The sequence below is a fragment of the Mycobacterium scrofulaceum genome (assembly GCF_001667885.1).
GTDB classification, from domain to species: domain Bacteria; phylum Actinomycetota; class Actinomycetes; order Mycobacteriales; family Mycobacteriaceae; genus Mycobacterium; species Mycobacterium scrofulaceum_C.
In genome coordinates this window covers 58,159-72,913 of sequence record NZ_LZJW01000149.1, presented here as the reverse complement: position 1 = coordinate 72,913, position 14,755 = coordinate 58,159, and the positions used below count along the sequence as shown (strand labels likewise).

The 14,755-nt window shown below is 70.5% G+C and carries 12 protein-coding genes; 6 read left to right on the top strand and 6 right to left on the bottom strand.

What is annotated here, in order from left to right; translation table 11 throughout:
• On the top strand, positions 1–717 hold a 717-nt coding region (locus tag A5681_RS21825; RefSeq protein ID WP_156738093.1), incomplete at its 5' end, for an HNH endonuclease signature motif containing protein.
• Between the two features lie 89 nt (positions 718–806).
• Positions 807–1,307 (top strand): hypothetical protein, encoded by a 501-nt coding sequence (locus tag A5681_RS21820; RefSeq protein ID WP_156738092.1) that lies wholly within the window; start codon positions 807–809, stop codon positions 1,305–1,307.
• Here A5681_RS21820 and A5681_RS21815 read toward each other — a convergent pair.
• From A5681_RS21815 to A5681_RS21800, 4 genes are all read right to left on the bottom strand, one after another.
• A complete protein-coding gene (locus tag A5681_RS21815; protein ID WP_067280274.1) occupies positions 1,304–2,749 on the bottom strand; it encodes a lipase maturation factor family protein in 1,446 nt (481 codons plus the stop codon). The genes A5681_RS21820 and A5681_RS21815 overlap by 4 nt on opposite strands.
• A gap of 87 nt (positions 2,750–2,836) precedes the next feature.
• Positions 2,837–7,042, bottom strand: a complete 4,206-nt coding sequence (locus tag A5681_RS21810; protein ID WP_156738091.1) for an alpha-(1->3)-arabinofuranosyltransferase domain-containing protein — start codon at positions 7,040–7,042, stop codon at positions 2,837–2,839.
• 106 nt (positions 7,043–7,148) lie between these two features.
• Positions 7,149–7,322, bottom strand: coding sequence for a DUF2613 domain-containing protein (locus A5681_RS21805; protein ID WP_065443914.1), 174 nt, complete (start codon positions 7,320–7,322; stop codon positions 7,149–7,151).
• Between the two features lie 85 nt (positions 7,323–7,407).
• Positions 7,408–7,608: a DUF2613 family protein gene (locus A5681_RS21800; protein WP_067280271.1), complete on the bottom strand. Its 201-nt coding sequence runs from the start codon at positions 7,606–7,608 to the stop codon at positions 7,408–7,410.
• 131 nt (positions 7,609–7,739) lie between these two features.
• Here A5681_RS21800 and A5681_RS21795 point away from each other — a divergent pair, with 131 nt between their 5' ends.
• The 3 genes from A5681_RS21795 to A5681_RS21785 all read left to right on the top strand — a co-directional run bounded on the left by A5681_RS21795 (position 7,740) and on the right by A5681_RS21785 (position 10,873).
• Complete coding sequence (locus tag A5681_RS21795; RefSeq protein WP_067280268.1) at positions 7,740–8,891, top strand: glycoside hydrolase family 3 N-terminal domain-containing protein; 1,152 nt, start codon at positions 7,740–7,742, stop codon at positions 8,889–8,891.
• Between the two features lie 64 nt (positions 8,892–8,955).
• Positions 8,956–9,606: a TetR/AcrR family transcriptional regulator gene (locus A5681_RS21790; RefSeq protein ID WP_067280265.1), complete on the top strand. Its 651-nt coding sequence runs from the start codon at positions 8,956–8,958 to the stop codon at positions 9,604–9,606.
• Positions 9,607–9,622: 16 nt separating this feature from the next.
• A complete protein-coding gene (locus A5681_RS21785; protein ID WP_067280261.1) occupies positions 9,623–10,873 on the top strand; it encodes a chloride channel protein in 1,251 nt (416 codons plus the stop codon).
• Positions 10,874–10,880: 7 nt separating this feature from the next.
• Here A5681_RS21785 and A5681_RS21780 read toward each other — a convergent pair whose 3' ends face one another.
• Positions 10,881–11,723: a MaoC/PaaZ C-terminal domain-containing protein gene (locus tag A5681_RS21780; RefSeq protein WP_067280258.1), complete on the bottom strand. Its 843-nt coding sequence runs from the start codon at positions 11,721–11,723 to the stop codon at positions 10,881–10,883.
• A 19-nt stretch (positions 11,724–11,742) separates the two neighbouring features.
• Positions 11,743–13,107 (bottom strand): 3-oxoacyl-ACP reductase, encoded by a 1,365-nt coding sequence (locus A5681_RS21775; RefSeq protein WP_067280253.1) that lies wholly within the window; start codon positions 13,105–13,107, stop codon positions 11,743–11,745.
• Between the two features lie 152 nt (positions 13,108–13,259).
• Here A5681_RS21775 and A5681_RS21770 point away from each other — a divergent pair, with 152 nt between their 5' ends.
• Positions 13,260–14,597 carry an acetyl-CoA C-acetyltransferase gene (locus tag A5681_RS21770; protein ID WP_067280250.1) on the top strand — a complete coding sequence of 446 codons (1,338 nt, stop codon included), beginning with the start codon at positions 13,260–13,262 and terminating at the stop codon, positions 14,595–14,597.
• The last annotated feature ends 158 nt before the right edge of the window (positions 14,598–14,755 follow it).

The window sequence follows — 14,755 nt, the reverse complement described above, 5'->3', positions numbered from 1 at the left end:
ACCCTCGAGGCGGTGCTGGCCAAACTCGCCGCCCCGGGCATGTGCAACCCGGCCGACGACACCCCCTGCGTGGACGGCGCCCCCAGCCAAGACGCGATCGACCGCGACGCCCGCTCGGCGGCCCAACGCAACCACGACGCACTGCTGGCAGCCAACCGGGCGCTACTGGCCTCAGGAAAACTCGGCCGGCACAACGGCTTACCCGCCTCCATCATCATCACCACCACGCTGCAAGATCTCGAGGCCGCCGCCGGCACCGGCCGCACCGGCGGGGGCACCCGCCTGCCGATCAGCGATGTCATCCGCCTGGCCCGCCACGCACACCACTACCTGGCCGTCTTCGACAACGCCAAACCCGTGGCCCTCTACCAGACCAAACGGCTGGCATCCCCCGGCCAACGCATCGTCCTCTACGCCCACGACCGCGGATGTTCAGCGCCGGGCTGCACCGTGCCCGGCTACCTTTCCGAAGTCCACCACGTCACCGACTACGCCAAAACCCGGCGCACCGACATCGACGACCTCACCTTCGCCTGCGGACCCCATCACCGCCTGCTCAAACCCGGCGGCTGGTCCACCCGCAAAAACACCACCGGCCACACCGAATGGATCCCACCCCCACACCACGACCGCGGCCAACCCCGCACCAACACCTTCCACCACCCCGAAAAACTCCTACGCGGCGAACACGAAGACGACGATGACGACGCGGCATAGCCAGGCCGCGCTTCGATAAGGTTTCGTGCGTGTCGTTGTGGCTGTCGTTGAGACCCTGGTGGCTGCAGTGGCCGCTGTACGCCCTGGTGGTGATGCTGGGCCTGACCCCGCTGGTGATGATCGGCGATTACCCCAGCGGGCCGTCCCCGGCGCACTGGACCAGCGCACCGTGGTGGATCACCATTGCGGTCGGCGCACTGGTGATCGGCCTGGCCACGGCGCTCGGCTCGGTGCGCCGCATGGCGGGGCTGCGCGCGTCGCTCGAAACACTGTCATTCGCGGAATGTCGTCAAATGTCCAAGGCGATGCGTTCGGGTCCCCTTCCCGATGATCCGGCAACGCGTCGGGCGGCGAGGCAACTGATCGAGCGGGCGCGCGACTCCATCGCGGGCTCCGCCAAAGTGATGATCGCCGCTTGTTGGATCCTGGTGGCGACGCAATTTATCGGCTTCATCGGCGACGCAAGACATTTCACGTTGCGCAACCTGTTGTTGGCGGTGGCCTTCGCATATCTCGCCGGCTACTACTGGTACTACCCACGTCTGCTCGACGCGCGCCTGGAATTACTCGACCGGCCCGCGGCCCCTTAGCCCCGTCCCGTTCCGGAATCCGCCCTCAGCGCCATCGGCCGGACGTACCCGCCGATCAGCGTCCGATGCCACCAGGCCCGCTCGCGGCGCAGCTCGGCGGGCGTCGTGAAGCGATACTCATACAGCAGCGCGCGTACGTAGCGCGGCGGCGCATCCGGAAACGGGTTGTGCCGCAACAATCGCAGCGTGGGCCGATCGTTACGCAGCAGCCGCTGCAGGAACGGCGTCAGCCACGGCTGCGCGTAGGCGGGTGAGATGGCGGCAAACCACATCAACCAGTCGAGCCGCAGATGATAGGGCGCCCACTGGCGCGGGAGCCGGCGGACGTTGCCGGGCTTGCCCTTGAATTCGTATTCCTTCCAGACCGTCTGGTCGGTGAGGTGGGCTTCGTCGGTGCCTTCGACCACCACCTCGCGGCGCACGCGGCCGATGCTGCCGAACGCGCCGTAGGTGTTGACCAAATGAAAAGAATTGAACGACATATTCATTCGCTGGCGCGAGGACAGCATGTTGCGCACCGGCCAGTAGCTCATGAACAACACCGCCACCGTGAACGCGACCACCACCGCGGCGAACCACATCGGCGTCGCCGAGAACGCCGGACGATCATGCAAACCGATCGAACCGAGCCACGAGTCGTCAATGGCGCTGAACGCCAAGAGTATCGTCACCCAGTTCAGCCAGGCGAAGTTGCCCGACGCCACCAGCCACAACTGGGTGACGACGATGATCGCGGCGGCGATGCCGGCCACGGGTTGCGGGGCGAACAGCCCGAACGGAACGACCAGCTGCGAGAAGTGGTTGCCCGCCACCTCGATTCGATGCAGGGGCTTGGGCAGGTGGTGGAAGAACCAGCTCAACGGCCCGGGCATCGGCTGCGTCTCGTGGTGATAGTACAGACACGTCAGGTCGCGCCAGCACGGGTCGCCGCGCAGCTTGATCAACCCGGCACCGAACTCGACGCGGAACAGCAGCAGTCGCACCATCCACAACGTCAGCACCGGCGGCGCCACTTGGGAATTGCCGAGAAAGATCATCAGGAAGCCGGTTTCCAGCAGCAGCGACTCCCAGCCGAACGCGTACCAGGTCTGCCCGACGTTGACGATCGAGAGGTAGAGCACCCAGAGCGTCAGCCACATCGACATCGCGGCCCACAGCGGCACCGCGTCAGCCGCGCCCGCGACGATCGACGCCGACAGCGCCGCCCCGAACCAGGACACGGCCGTGAACAGGCGATCGGAGTAGCGCAGATGAAAAAGGCTGGGGGTCCGCCAAAACGACTGCCCGGCCAGAAACCGCGGGATGGGCTGCATTCCGTGCTCGCCGATCAGCGCGCGGAATTGTGCCGCGGCCGCTACGAATGCGAGCAGGTAGACCACCGCGACACCCCGCTCGAGCACCTCTCTGCCGAGCCAATATTCGGGTGCGGAAAACCAGCCCATGGCCGTAACTCCTCGGACGGTGGCGGTCACACAGACCCGCATATCCAGTCAATCAGCCGGTAAACGGCTAGCCAATACCCGCGATGGCTATTCGTCGCGCGACCCGCGCGCCCGATCGGGCAGCGCCACGGCGGACGCGGCGAGCGCCGCGAGCGAAATCAGCGCCAGCAGCTGGACATTCGCGGAATGGCCGGCGTAGCCGTCCACCGACCGCCAGGGATGCCGCGAAAGCACCGCACCGGCCAGGATCAGACCGCCCGCGCTCAGCGCCATCGCGGCGCCGTCGAGGCGCCGGCGGCGCAGCGCGTATCGCAGCCCCAAGGCCGCTCCGACCACGACGACGCCGGCCGCCCCGGCGACCAGCGCCGCGGCGGCTGCCGCCGCGACAGCCGCCCACGCTCCCGGGTTCCACGGCTGGGCCGCCGCAGCGTCGGTCCGCCGGTTCCGTGTGCGCCACAGCGCGAGCATCGCCAACAGGGGTAGCAGGGCCAGCCCGAACGCCAGCCCCGCCCGGTACGGGGCGTTGGACGGGAAGGTCAACGTGATGGTGCCCGGGTCGCCGGGGGGCACCAGCCAGCCCTGCTGCCAGCCGTTGACGGCGACCGGGGTCAGCCGGGTCCCGTTGCTGGTGCGCGCGACCCAGCCGGGGTTGATGCTTTCGGGAACGACCAGGACCCGCGAAGCGGGCGACGGCGCAGCCTGCACCTCGCGTCGGTCGGGCCCCCACGCCCGCCATACCGGGACCGCGACGGGGGCGGGCGCGGCCGAGGCGGCGGCCGGGGAGGTCAGCTCGGCGCCGTCGACGACGAACTGAGCGCCCGGGCTGATCAGCACCTCCTGCTCGCCCGCCGGCAGCGCGACCGGATCGGGGTCGCAGGCGCGCGCGGCGATGGGCTCGTCGTCGAGCAGGGCTCCGACGGTGGTGCGGATCGACGTGTGGACGAACCGGCCCGCGACCGCGACGACCGGGCCGTGGTCGCAGTCGACCGTGATCTCGCGCCCGCGGTTGCGGGCCGCGTCGGCGGGCGCGATCGGGTTGCCGTCGGCGCCCAGCACCGACAGCTCGGCCAGCCCCGGCGGTTTGAGTTGGTCGAAGCCCAGCGCATTGCGATCGATGACGTCGTCCCAATTCAGCAGGCTCACGGTGACGCTGTCGGTCACCCGCGGATTCAGCGAAAGTGTCTGCGGTTCACCGGCTTTCAACGAGCGCACCTGCGGGCCGTCGCCCAGGTTGACCGCCACCATCGTCGGGTGGGCGGGCAGCGCCGACCGACTGGGCACCAGCCGCAGCCCGGTGACCTCGGTGGGTCGCGGCAGGGTGAGCGTCAGCGTGGGCGGGGCCTTGTGCTGCACCACCCGCTGCGGCGCCGTCCACGCGGTGGACGGGTCGCCGTCTGTCGCCGCGTACGTCGAGCCGAGGACGTCGACCATGTCGGAGTCCCCGCGCGCCCGCGTGGTGCCCGGCTCGGCGATCAGGTCGGCCAGCTTGGGTCCCTGACGTGGACGCACCCACACCAGCGGCGTCACCGACATCGGCGCCGGAACGGTCAGCGTCCGGCTCAGATTGACCGGCTCCTCCGGCGCCAGGGCCATCGACGGCGCGCAGCGCACGCCATCGGGGGCCGTCGCGCACCCCGGCCTGCCGAGCAGCTCCGAACCCAGGTCCCAGCCGGTGATCGCCGAACCTGGCGGCGGCCCGGGGACCCGCGCGGTGTGGCGCAGCTCGACCGGATGGGCGAATCCGGACGCGTCGTATTGGGTGATCGAGAGGTCGGTGATGCCGAATTGCACGCCCGGTGACCCGTCGTCGGTGCCCGCGGCGGTGATCCGCACCCAGGGCGTCTCGCCGTAGGGCAAGGCGGCGGCGAGCGGCTTGCCCGGCTCGTCGAACCGCAGGGTGGTGCTCCCGGTCGCGGTCTCGATCAGGACGCGGCGCACCTGGGCGCCGACGGCGGTGGCGCTGGGCGTCAGCGTGAGCGCCGCGTTGTTCACCGGATGGTCGAAATCAACCTGCAGCCACTGGCCGACGGCGGACTGCAGCGAGTTGGACACCCACGCGGTCGCCGGGTCTCCGTCGACGGCCGCGACGGGCGCGGTCGCCGGCGCGACGTCGGGCATCGCGGTGGAGTCCGACGACGAGCTCGACACGGTGATCCGGCCGCCGGCCCAGGCGCCCACGACCGGGTCGGCGCCGGGGACGGGATAGTCGGGCACCCGGTTGTAGGTGTGCCGGGCGTCGCCCGCGGCCCGCACGGCCGACGAATGCTGGTCCACCCGGCCGTAGTCCGTCTCGCGGGCGACCGGGGTATCGGTGACGGTCACGGTCGGCGCCGGGATGTTGGCGGCGCGCGCGTCGGCGGCCATCAGCACCGGACCCAACGGCGGCTGGCCCTGTAACCGGCGCCGCTCGTCGAGGCGCAGCAGCACCTCCGGCCCGCCGTCGACCCGGGGCAGCCGGTCCACGTCGGCGAAGTACGGCACTCCCGAACCGCCGGTGACCCGATACACCTCGACGGCCGGATAGCGCGGGCGCAGGCCGCTGTCGGCGACGAAGCCCGCGAGGGTGCCGGGGCCCACCGGCTCGCCGAACTGGGCCACCTTCTGCAGCCTGGGGGACCCGTCGACGGCCCGGTGCACCAGGATCGGCCGCGCCGAGCGCGACGTGTCCGGGTCCAGGTCGTTACGCACCACCAAGTACGAAATGCCTTGGCGGGCAAGCGTATCCGCGAGCCCCGCCGACGGGCGCCCGGCGGCGAAGAGGCGCTGCACCGAATCCAGCGCCCGGATGGTCTGCGGTGGCGTCAGCGGGATGGAATCGCGCACGCCCCAGGGGCTGCCGCCGAGCACCTGCAGCGGCTCGTCATGGCTGGTGCCCCAAACCTGCGTGGCGAACGGCGCGCCCGGGACCACCAGCACCCGACCGGGCGTCTGGGCGCCCGAGTTGTGCCGGTCGAGCCAGTCGGCGGTTTCCTGCCAGTACCGGGGTATCGCGTTGAAGGTGCCGGGCGGGGTCAGCCGGCCGGTCCACGCCAGGGAGGTGCTGACCAGCAGTGCCGTCAGCACGACGATCGCGACGGCCACCCGCCTGTCGCGCTCCGGGTGGGCGAACGCGCGCAACCACCCCGAGGCGGGGCCCCGGCCGGGGAGCGGGACCCGCCCCAACACCTGCGCGACACCCAGCACGATCGGGATCCGGACCACCGACCCCAGCTTGTGCACGTTGCGCAGGGGCGCGCCGCCGGCATCCAGGAACGCCTGCACCGCGTGCGCCACCGGCGAGCCGAGCCCGCCGCTGTAACCGACGGCCATCAGCGCCACACCGACGAACAGCATCGTCACCAACCGCCCGCGGGCCGGCATCGCCGGACTCGCCAGCCCCGCGAGCCCCGCCGCCGCCAGCAGGCAGGTGGCCAAAACGGCCGCCGAGCCCGTCACCAGCGGCGCGCCGGCGGTCGCGGTCGGCGCCACGTACGGGGTCCAGCTGTCGGTTCCGCGCAGGATCTCGGTGAGCGACGACCATTGCGTCGTCACCCCCGAGGATTCGATGAAGTCCAGGAAGGGCGGGCTGATTGCCCGCAGCATCACCAACGCCACCACCCACCACGCCATCGCCAGGAACAGCGCCAGCAGCCACCACCCGGTGTAGCGCCACCACAACCGGTTGGGCCGGTGGCACGCCCACCAGATCACCGCGGGCAGGCAGCCGGCCAGCGTGGCGATGGCGTTGACCGCGCCCATCAACGCGACGGCCAGACCGGCCTGCGCGGCGAGCGCCCGCACCGACCGGTTGCCCGACGCGCGCAGCGCCAGGATCGTCGGTAGCAATACCCACGGCGCCAGCATCATCGGCAGGGTCTCCGACGAGATGGACCCCAGGGTGGTCAGCACCCGCGGCGACAGCGCGAACGCCGCGGCGCCGATGACCCGCGACGCCGGGCTGCCGATGCCGAGCGCCTCGGCCACCCGCAACAGCCCCCAGAAGCCGACGGTGAGCAGCAGCGCCCACCACAGCCGCTGGGTGACCCATCCGGGCACCGCAAGCAGGTGGGCGACCGCGAAGAATGTGCCGTGCGGAAACAGGTACCCGTAGGCCTGATTCTGCGCCTGCCCGAACGGCAGGTCGCTGTTCCAGAGGTTGGTGGCCCGGGCCAGGAAGCGCAGGGGGTTGGCGGTGAGATCGAGTTTGGTATCGGGGGAGACCCGCCCCGGCGATTGGGCGAAGGTCAACAGCAGGGCGATCGCCCCGACCAACCACAGCCACCGGCGCGAGACGCGAGCGGCCGGCGAGCCCAAGGCCGGCGCGGCGGCCCTCGCGGTGGCCGGGCTGGCTAACGGCGGCGACCCGTCCCCAGCTCCGCGGGGACCCCAGCGCCCGGCTTCGCCGCGCTTGCGATCGCCGCTAGCTACGGTTGCCGTACTCGACCCGGTTGAGCACTGACGACTGCGGATCGCCCCCGGGGAGTGGCGGTTTCGTGTCCTGCTGCACCATCAACGTGATCCCGAAGATCGCTGCCGCGCCGAGCAACAGACCAACCACCACGCTCGCGGCGGCGGGCGCAATGATTCGGTTCATCGACGGCTCCTTACAGCATCTTCGAAACGTAGCGGCGGCCTAGCGCCAACCTAGCAGAAGCCCGGCCGGCGCCCCTGAGCGCTCTTCAGGGCAGGCAGTGCCCGTGAAAGCACCGGTCGCCGTATTGCACCTGATGGGGTTCGAGCGGGGTGATCGCGGCTGGACGGACTCGCACGGCCGCCGCGCCGTGGTCGGCGACGGCCAGTGTGACGCCGAGGGTGGTCGCGACACCGACCGTCAGGCCCACCGCGACGCTGGCCGCGGCCGCCAGGGTGAAACCGGTCATCGCTGGCTCCTTGATCTCGCCCCCCGCTAGCCCAGCTAGCACCTGCCCACGAATGCCCACGCGGCCGAACTGGAAAACCCCGCCGCTCCCCGGGCCCGCAGGCCGGGGCCCCGCCGTGCAAACATGGCCCGATGTCATTCTCGCGCACCATGACCGTCGCGGGGGCCGTGCTCGCGTCCGTGTCGGCTTTGGTGGCGGGCTGCGCCCACCACGCCGCCCGGCCGCCCGGCCCGTCGACCTCGGCCAGCAAGCCGGCGGCCGCACCCGCGCCGCCGGCCTGCGGTGACGTCACCACGCTGCCGGTCCGAGACAAGCTGGCGCAGTTGCTGATGGTGGGCGTGAAGAACGCCGACGACGCCCGCTCGGTGGTCAACGGCTATCACGTCGGCGGCATCTTCATCGGCAGCTGGACGGACCTGTCGATCTTCAAGGGCCCCCTCGCCGACATCGCGGCGAAGGCCGGGCCGCTCCCGTTGGCCGTCAGCGTCGACGAGGAGGGCGGCCGCGTCTCCCGGTTGCGGTCGCTGATCGGCTCGGCGCCGTCGCCCCGGGAACTGGCACAGACCCAAACCACCGCCCAGGTCCACGACCTGGCGGCCGAACGCGGCAAGAAGATGCACGACCTGGGCATCACCATCGACTTCGCCCCCGTCGTCGACGTCACCGACGCGACCGACGGCGTCATCGGGGACCGCTCGTTCGGCGGCGACCCCAACACGGTCACCGCCTACGCCGGGGCGTACGCCCAAGGCCTGCGCGACGCGGGGCTGCTGCCGGTGCTCAAGCACTTTCCCGGGCACGGCCACGGCTCGGGGGACTCGCACACCGGCGGCGTGGTCACCCCGCCGCTGAGCGACCTGCAGGGCGTCGACCTGGTGCCCTACCGGACGCTGGTGACCGCCGCCCCGGTCGGGGTGATGCTGGGCCACTTGCAGGTGCCCGGGCTCACCGGTGACGACCCGGCGAGCCTGAGCCCCGCGGCGGTGCGGCTGCTGCGCGACGGCGTCGGTTACGGCGCGCCGCCGTTCAACGGCCCGGTGTTCACCGACGACCTGTCCAGCATGGGCGCCATCTCCGACCGGTACGGCGTCGCCGAGGCGGTGCTGCGCACCCTGCAGGCCGGCACCGACGTCGCGCTGTGGGTCACCACCGACGAGGTGCCCGCGGTTCTGGACCGGCTGCAGAAGGCGGTGGCCGCCGGCGAACTGCCCGCGCAGCGGGTCGACGACGCGCTGGGCCGGGTGGCGACGATGAAGGGCCGGAGCCCAGCCTGCGGCCACTAACGCATGTGCGGCCACCGCGCGTTGCTTACTCTGGAGTCAGATAGACCGGCTAGGAAGGCAAGCGATGGCGGGTGGCACCAAGCGGTTACCGCGCGCTGTCCGCGAACAACAAATGCTCGACGCCGCGGTGCAGATGTTTTCGGTCAACGGCTACCACGAGACGTCGATGGACGCGATCGCGGCCGCGGCGCAGATCTCCAAGCCGATGCTGTACCTGTACTACGGCTCCAAGGAGGATTTGTTCGGCGCGTGCCTGAACCGGGAGATGGGTCGGTTCATCGATGCGGTGCGCGCCGACATCGACTTCACGCAAAGCCCGAAAGACTTGCTGCGCAACACAATTGTGGCGTTCATGCGCTACATCGATGCCAACCGGGCGTCGTGGATCGTGATGTACACCCAGGCCACCAGCTCGCAGGCGTTCGCGCACATGGTGCGCGAGGGGCGTGAACAGATCATCGAGCTGGTCGCCGGGCTGGTGCGGGCCGGTAGCCGCACCCCGCGAACCGAGCGCGAACACGAGATGATGGCCGTCGCGCTGGTGGGGGCGGGCGAGGCGACGGCCAACCAGCTCAGCACCGGCGACATCGACGCCGACGAGGCGGCCGAACTGATGATCAACCTGTTCTGGCATGGCCTGCGGGGCGCGCCGGAGGAGCGGGAGGCCGCCTGGGCGCTGCCCAAGAAGGGCGGAACCGGCGCGGCCAAGCGCTAAGCCCTAGATTCGTGATGTGGCTCGACCGCCCGCCCGCCGCAACGTCGACTTCTTCTGCGCCGTAGTCATCGTCGGGCTGCTGGCCGGGGTGGCCGGACTGGCGACGACGTTCGTGCTGCGCTTCGTCCAGCACGTCACGTATCACTACGCCTTCGGCGCGCTGCTGGCCGGGGTCGCGGCCAGCAGCCCGGTGCGCCGCGCGGTGGGGCCGATGATCGGCGGCGCGTTGGCGGGGATCGGGTGGTGGCTGTTGCGGAGCCGCACGGACGTGCCGCCCCTGGCCGAAACCATCTCAAGCCGCAAGCGGATACCGCGGCTGGCTTGGAGCCTGGACGCCATGCTGCAGGTGCTGCTCGTCGGGTCCGGGGCATCGCTGGGCCGGGAGGGGGCCCCGCGCCAATTCGCCGCGGCCCTCGGTGATTTCGGGACCGGCTGGCTCAGGCGGCTGTCGCCGCGCGACCGCGAGGTGCTGCTGGCCTGCGCGGCGGGCGCCGGGCTGGGTGCGGTGTATGCCGTTCCGCTGGCCGGGGCCCTGTTCTCGGTGCGGATCCTGCTCAACACCTGGCAGCCGCGCGCGGTGGGTGCGGCGTTCATCACCTCGAGCCTGGCGGTCGCCGTCGGGTCGGCCATCACCCGCGACGAACCCAACCTGCACTGGCCGATCGGGGAGTCCACCTACCTGCTGACCGCGCACGGGCTGCTGCTGGCCCCGGTCGCTCTCGTGGTGGGACTGGCGTTCAACCGACTGATGGCGGCGGCCCGGCCGGCCAGGCCGATGCGGACCGCGGTGCTGGTTCCCGCGCTCGCCGGCGCCGGACTGGTGATGGGCATCTGTTCGCACTGGTGGCCCGAATTGCCCGGCAACGGCCGCAGCATCCTGACGGTCAGCCTGGCCAGCGGCATGACGCTGTTGTCGGCGCTCGCGATCCTGGCGCTGAAGCCCTTGCTGACCGCGCTGTTCCTGCGCGCCGGCGGGGCAGGCGGCATGCTGACACCGTCACTGGCGACCGGCGCGGCCGCGGGGGCGGCGCTGGTGCTCACGATCAACTGGGCGGTCGGGACTCACCTGCACGTGCCGGCGGTGTCGCTGGCCGGCGCCGCAGGCGTCCTCGCGGTGACGCAGGGCTCACCGATCTGGGCGGCGATCTTCGTCTGGGAACTCGCCCGGCCGCCGCTGTGGTTGTTCCTGCTCTTCCTGCTGACCGCGACAGCGGCCCACGGGCTGAAAGTCCTTGCCAAGGGCCGCGGCCCGACCCATTCGGGCTAAAGCGCCGCTAGAGCGCCCGGACCGTGCCGGTCAGGTGCGGGTAGCCCTTGGCGATGTTGCGCAGCGAGATGTCCCATCCGTCATGGGTTTCGTCGACATAGAGTCCCGCGGTGGCGGGCAGCACCAGCGGCTTGCCGAACCGCACCGAATACTTCACCGCGTCCGGCAGTCGCGCTTCGATGTTCGCCAATACCGCTGCGGCGCTGAACATTCCGTGCGCGATGACGGTGGGGAAGCCGAACAGCTTGGCCGCGATCGGGTTGGTGTGGATCGGGTTGTGGTCGCCGCTGACCACGGCGTAGCGCCGGATCAGGCCGGGGCTGACGCGCATGACGGTGCTGGGCGGGGGCAGCTTGGGTTGCTTCTGCGGCGGCGGCTTGGGCTCGTCGGACAGGCTGGTGCGTTGCTGGTGAAGGAAGGTCGTCACCTGATGCCACGCGGTGTCGTTGCCGACGTTCACGTCGGTCACCAGGTCGACCAGCAGGCCTTTGCGGTGCTCACGCAGGTTCTCCGCGTGCACCCGCACACCGACGGTGTCGGTGACCGCGATGGGCCGGTACTGGGTGATGTGGTTTTCCATGTGCACCGAACCCATTGCGGCGAAAGGAAAGTCGAACCCGGTCACCAGCGACATCATCGTGGGAAACGTCATCGCGAACGGATAGGTCAGCGGCAGGTTGTTGCCAAAGCGCAGGCCGGTGACCGCCGCGTACTCGGCCACGTTCGTTTGGTCGATGGGTAATTCCTCGATGGTCACCGTGCGCGTGGGCAGCTGGTTTCCGCGGGACACCAGCGGCAGTGCCCCGGCCGCCGCGCGCAGCATGTTCTTCAGACCGCTTGGCTGATTCATCGCGTTCTCCTCGTCGCAGCTATGCGCCCAGCATCGCCTGGCCGCAGACGCGGATGACGTTGCCCGTCACCGCGTTAGAGGCCGGGCTGGCGAAGTAGGCGATGGTCTCCGCGACGTCGACGGGCTGCCCGCCCTGCAGCAGCGAATTCATCCGGCGGCCCACCTCGCGGGTGGCCAGCGGGATCGCGGCGGTCATCTGGGTCTCGATGAAACCCGGCGCGACGGCGTTGATCGTGATGCCCTTGGCGTAGAGCTCCGGCGCCAGCGCCTGGGTCAGGCCGATCATCCCGGCCTTGGTGGTGGCGTAGTTGGTCTGCCCGCGGTTGCCCGCGATGCCGGCCATCGAGGACAGCCCGACGATCCGGCCCCCTTCGCCGATGGTGCCGTTGCCCACCAGCCCTTCGGTAAGCCGAAGCGGGGCAAGGAGATTGACCGCCAACACCGCGTCCCAGCGGGCGTCGTCCATGTTGGCCAGCAACTTGTCGCGGGTGATGCCGGCGTTGTTGACCAGCACGTCGGCGTGGCCGCCGTGGTGTTCTTGCAGGTGCTCGGTGATCTTGTCCACGGCGTCGTCGGCGGTGACGTCGAGCCACAACGCGGTGCCGCCGACCCGGCTGGCCGTCTCGGCCAGCGTCTCGGCGGCCGACTCGACGTCGATCGCGACGACGCGGGCGCCGTCGCGGGCGAACACCTCCGCGATCGTCGCCCCGATGCCGCGGGCCGCGCCGGTCACGATGGCGACCTTGCCGTCCAGCGGCCGCTCCCAGTCGGCCGGCGGCGTGGAGTCCGCCTCGCCGACGTAGAACACCTGGCCGTCGACGTAGGCCGACTTGGCCGACAGGATGAACCGCATGGTCGATTCCAGGCCTGTCGCGGCGGGTTTGGCGTCGGGCGACACGTACACCAGCGCCACCGTGGTGCCGTTGCGCAGCTCCTTGCCCAGCGAGCGGGTGAATCCCTCCAAGGCGCGCTGCGCGATCCGCTCGTGCGGGCTGGCGGCGGCGTCGGGCGTGGTGCCGACCACCGCGACGCGCGCGGAGTGGCCCAGGTTGCGCAGCAGCGGCGTGAAGAACTCGTACAGCCCCCGAAGGCCCTCCGGCGTGGTGATGCCGGTGGCGTCGAACACCAGACCGCCGAACTGGTCGGCCCAGCGTCCGCCGAGGTTGTTGCCGACCAGGTCGTAGTCCTTGTCCAGCGCGGCGCGTAGCGGCTCGACGATGCGCCCCTCACCGCCGATCAGCAGCGGGCCGGCCAGCGGCGGATCGCCGGGCCGGTAGCGGCGCAGCGTCTCGGGCTGCGGGACGCCGAGCTGCTTGGCGAGAAACGATCCAGGACCGGAATTGACAACCTGAGAAAACAGATCGGACGAGACCTTGGGAGCCACCGGAGCTACCTTCCATGTGCTTGCGAAGTCGGGGTGTGCCTACAGCACAACCGTATCGGGGACGAACTTACTTCAGAGTAAGAACAGTGGGTAGTATGGCCCCAGACGGGCATACCAAAACCGACTAGACGGCAGATACACGGAGAAGAACAGTGGCCCCTGCAAGTTCCGAGGCAAGCAACCAGCGCAGTTCGCAGCGGCGACCCGTCGCCGTGCTTGGCGGCAACCGCATCCCGTTCGCCCGGTCCGACGGCGCCTACGCCGATGCTTCCAACCAGGACATGTTCACCGCCGCGTTGGGTGGGCTCGTGGACCGGTTCGGGCTGGCCGGCGAGCGGCTCGGCGTGGTGGTCGGCGGCGCCGTGCTCAAGCACAGCCGTGACTTCAACCTCACCCGCGAATGCGTGCTGGGCTCCGAGCTGTCGTCCTACACGCCGGCGTTCGACCTGCAGCAGGCCTGCGGCACCGGGCTGCAGGCGGCCATCGCCGCGGCCGACGGCATCGCGTCCGGGCGGTACGACGTCGCCGCCGCCGGCGGGGTTGACACCACCTCCGACCCGCCGATCGCCCTGGGTGACAACCTGCGCCGCACGCTGCTCAAGTTGCGCCGGTCCAAGTCCAACGTCCAGCGGTTGCGGCTGGTCGGCACGCTGCCCGCCAACCTGGGCATCCAGATCCCGGTCAACAGCGAGCCCCGCACCGGGCTGTCCATGGGCGAGCACCAGGCGATCACGGCCAAGCAGATGGGCATCAAACGCGTCGACCAGGACGAGCTGGCCGCGGCCAGCCACCGCAACATGGCCGCCGCCTACGATCGCGGCTTCTTCGACGACCTCGTCACCCCGTTCCTCGGGCTGTACCGCGACGACAACCTCCGGCCGGACTCGTCGGCGGAGAAGCTGGCGAAGCTCAAGCCGGTGTTCGGCGTGAAGTCCGGAGACGCGACGATGACGGCCGGCAACTCGACGCCGCTGACCGACGGGGCCTCGGTGGCGCTGCTGGCCAGCGAGGAGTGGGCGGCCGCCCACTCGCTCACGCCGCTGGCCTTCCTGGTGGACGCGGAAACCGCGGCCGTCGACTACGTCAACGGCCGCGACGGCCTGCTGATGGCACCCACCTACGCGGTGCCGCGGCTGCTGGCCCGTAATGGCCTGAGCCTGCAGGACTTCGACTTCTACGAGATCCACGAGGCCTTCGCCTCGGTGGTGCTGGCGCACCTGCAGGCGTGGGAGTCGGAGGACTACTGCAAGGAGCGGCTGGGCCTCGACGCGGCGCTCGGCTCGATCGACCGGTCCAAGCTCAACGTCAACGGGTCGTCCTTGGCGGCCGGGCACCCGTTCGCCGCCACCGGCGGGCGGATCCTGGCCCAGGCGGCCAAGCAACTCGCCGAGAAGAAGGCGGAGCAAAAGGGTGGGGGCAAGCCGCTGCGTGCGCTGGTCTCCATTTGCGCCGCCGGTGGCCAGGGCGTGGCGGCGATCCTCGAGGCCTGAGCCCCTCGGCGGGGCCGGGTGACATGAAATCGGTCACACCGGATTAGTAATCGTCGGTGGCGGGTATTCGTGTGCGCGGATGACCCCGTGTTGTGGTCTGACCCCCCGACCCCGACGGCAATACGGGGCATCCCTGGAACGGCCGCCGGTCGGCGTGG

Bases quoted from the DNA above. Each gene is read 5' to 3' on its own strand.
- A5681_RS21795 (WP_067280268.1), top strand. From the start codon at position 7,740: ATGTCATTCTCGCGCACCATGACCGTCGCGGGGGCCGTGCTCGCGTCC.
- A5681_RS21790 (WP_067280265.1), top strand. From the start codon at position 8,956: ATGGCGGGTGGCACCAAGCGGTTACCGCGCGCTGTCCGCGAACAACAA.
- A5681_RS21805 (WP_065443914.1), bottom strand. From the start codon at position 7,322: ATGAACCGAATCATTGCGCCCGCCGCCGCGAGCGTGGTGGTTGGTCTG.
- A5681_RS21780 (WP_067280258.1), bottom strand. From the start codon at position 11,723: ATGAATCAGCCAAGCGGTCTGAAGAACATGCTGCGCGCGGCGGCCGGG.
- A5681_RS21815 (WP_067280274.1), bottom strand. From the start codon at position 2,749: ATGGGCTGGTTTTCCGCACCCGAATATTGGCTCGGCAGAGAGGTGCTC.
- A5681_RS21800 (WP_067280271.1), bottom strand. From the start codon at position 7,608: ATGACCGGTTTCACCCTGGCGGCCGCGGCCAGCGTCGCGGTGGGCCTG.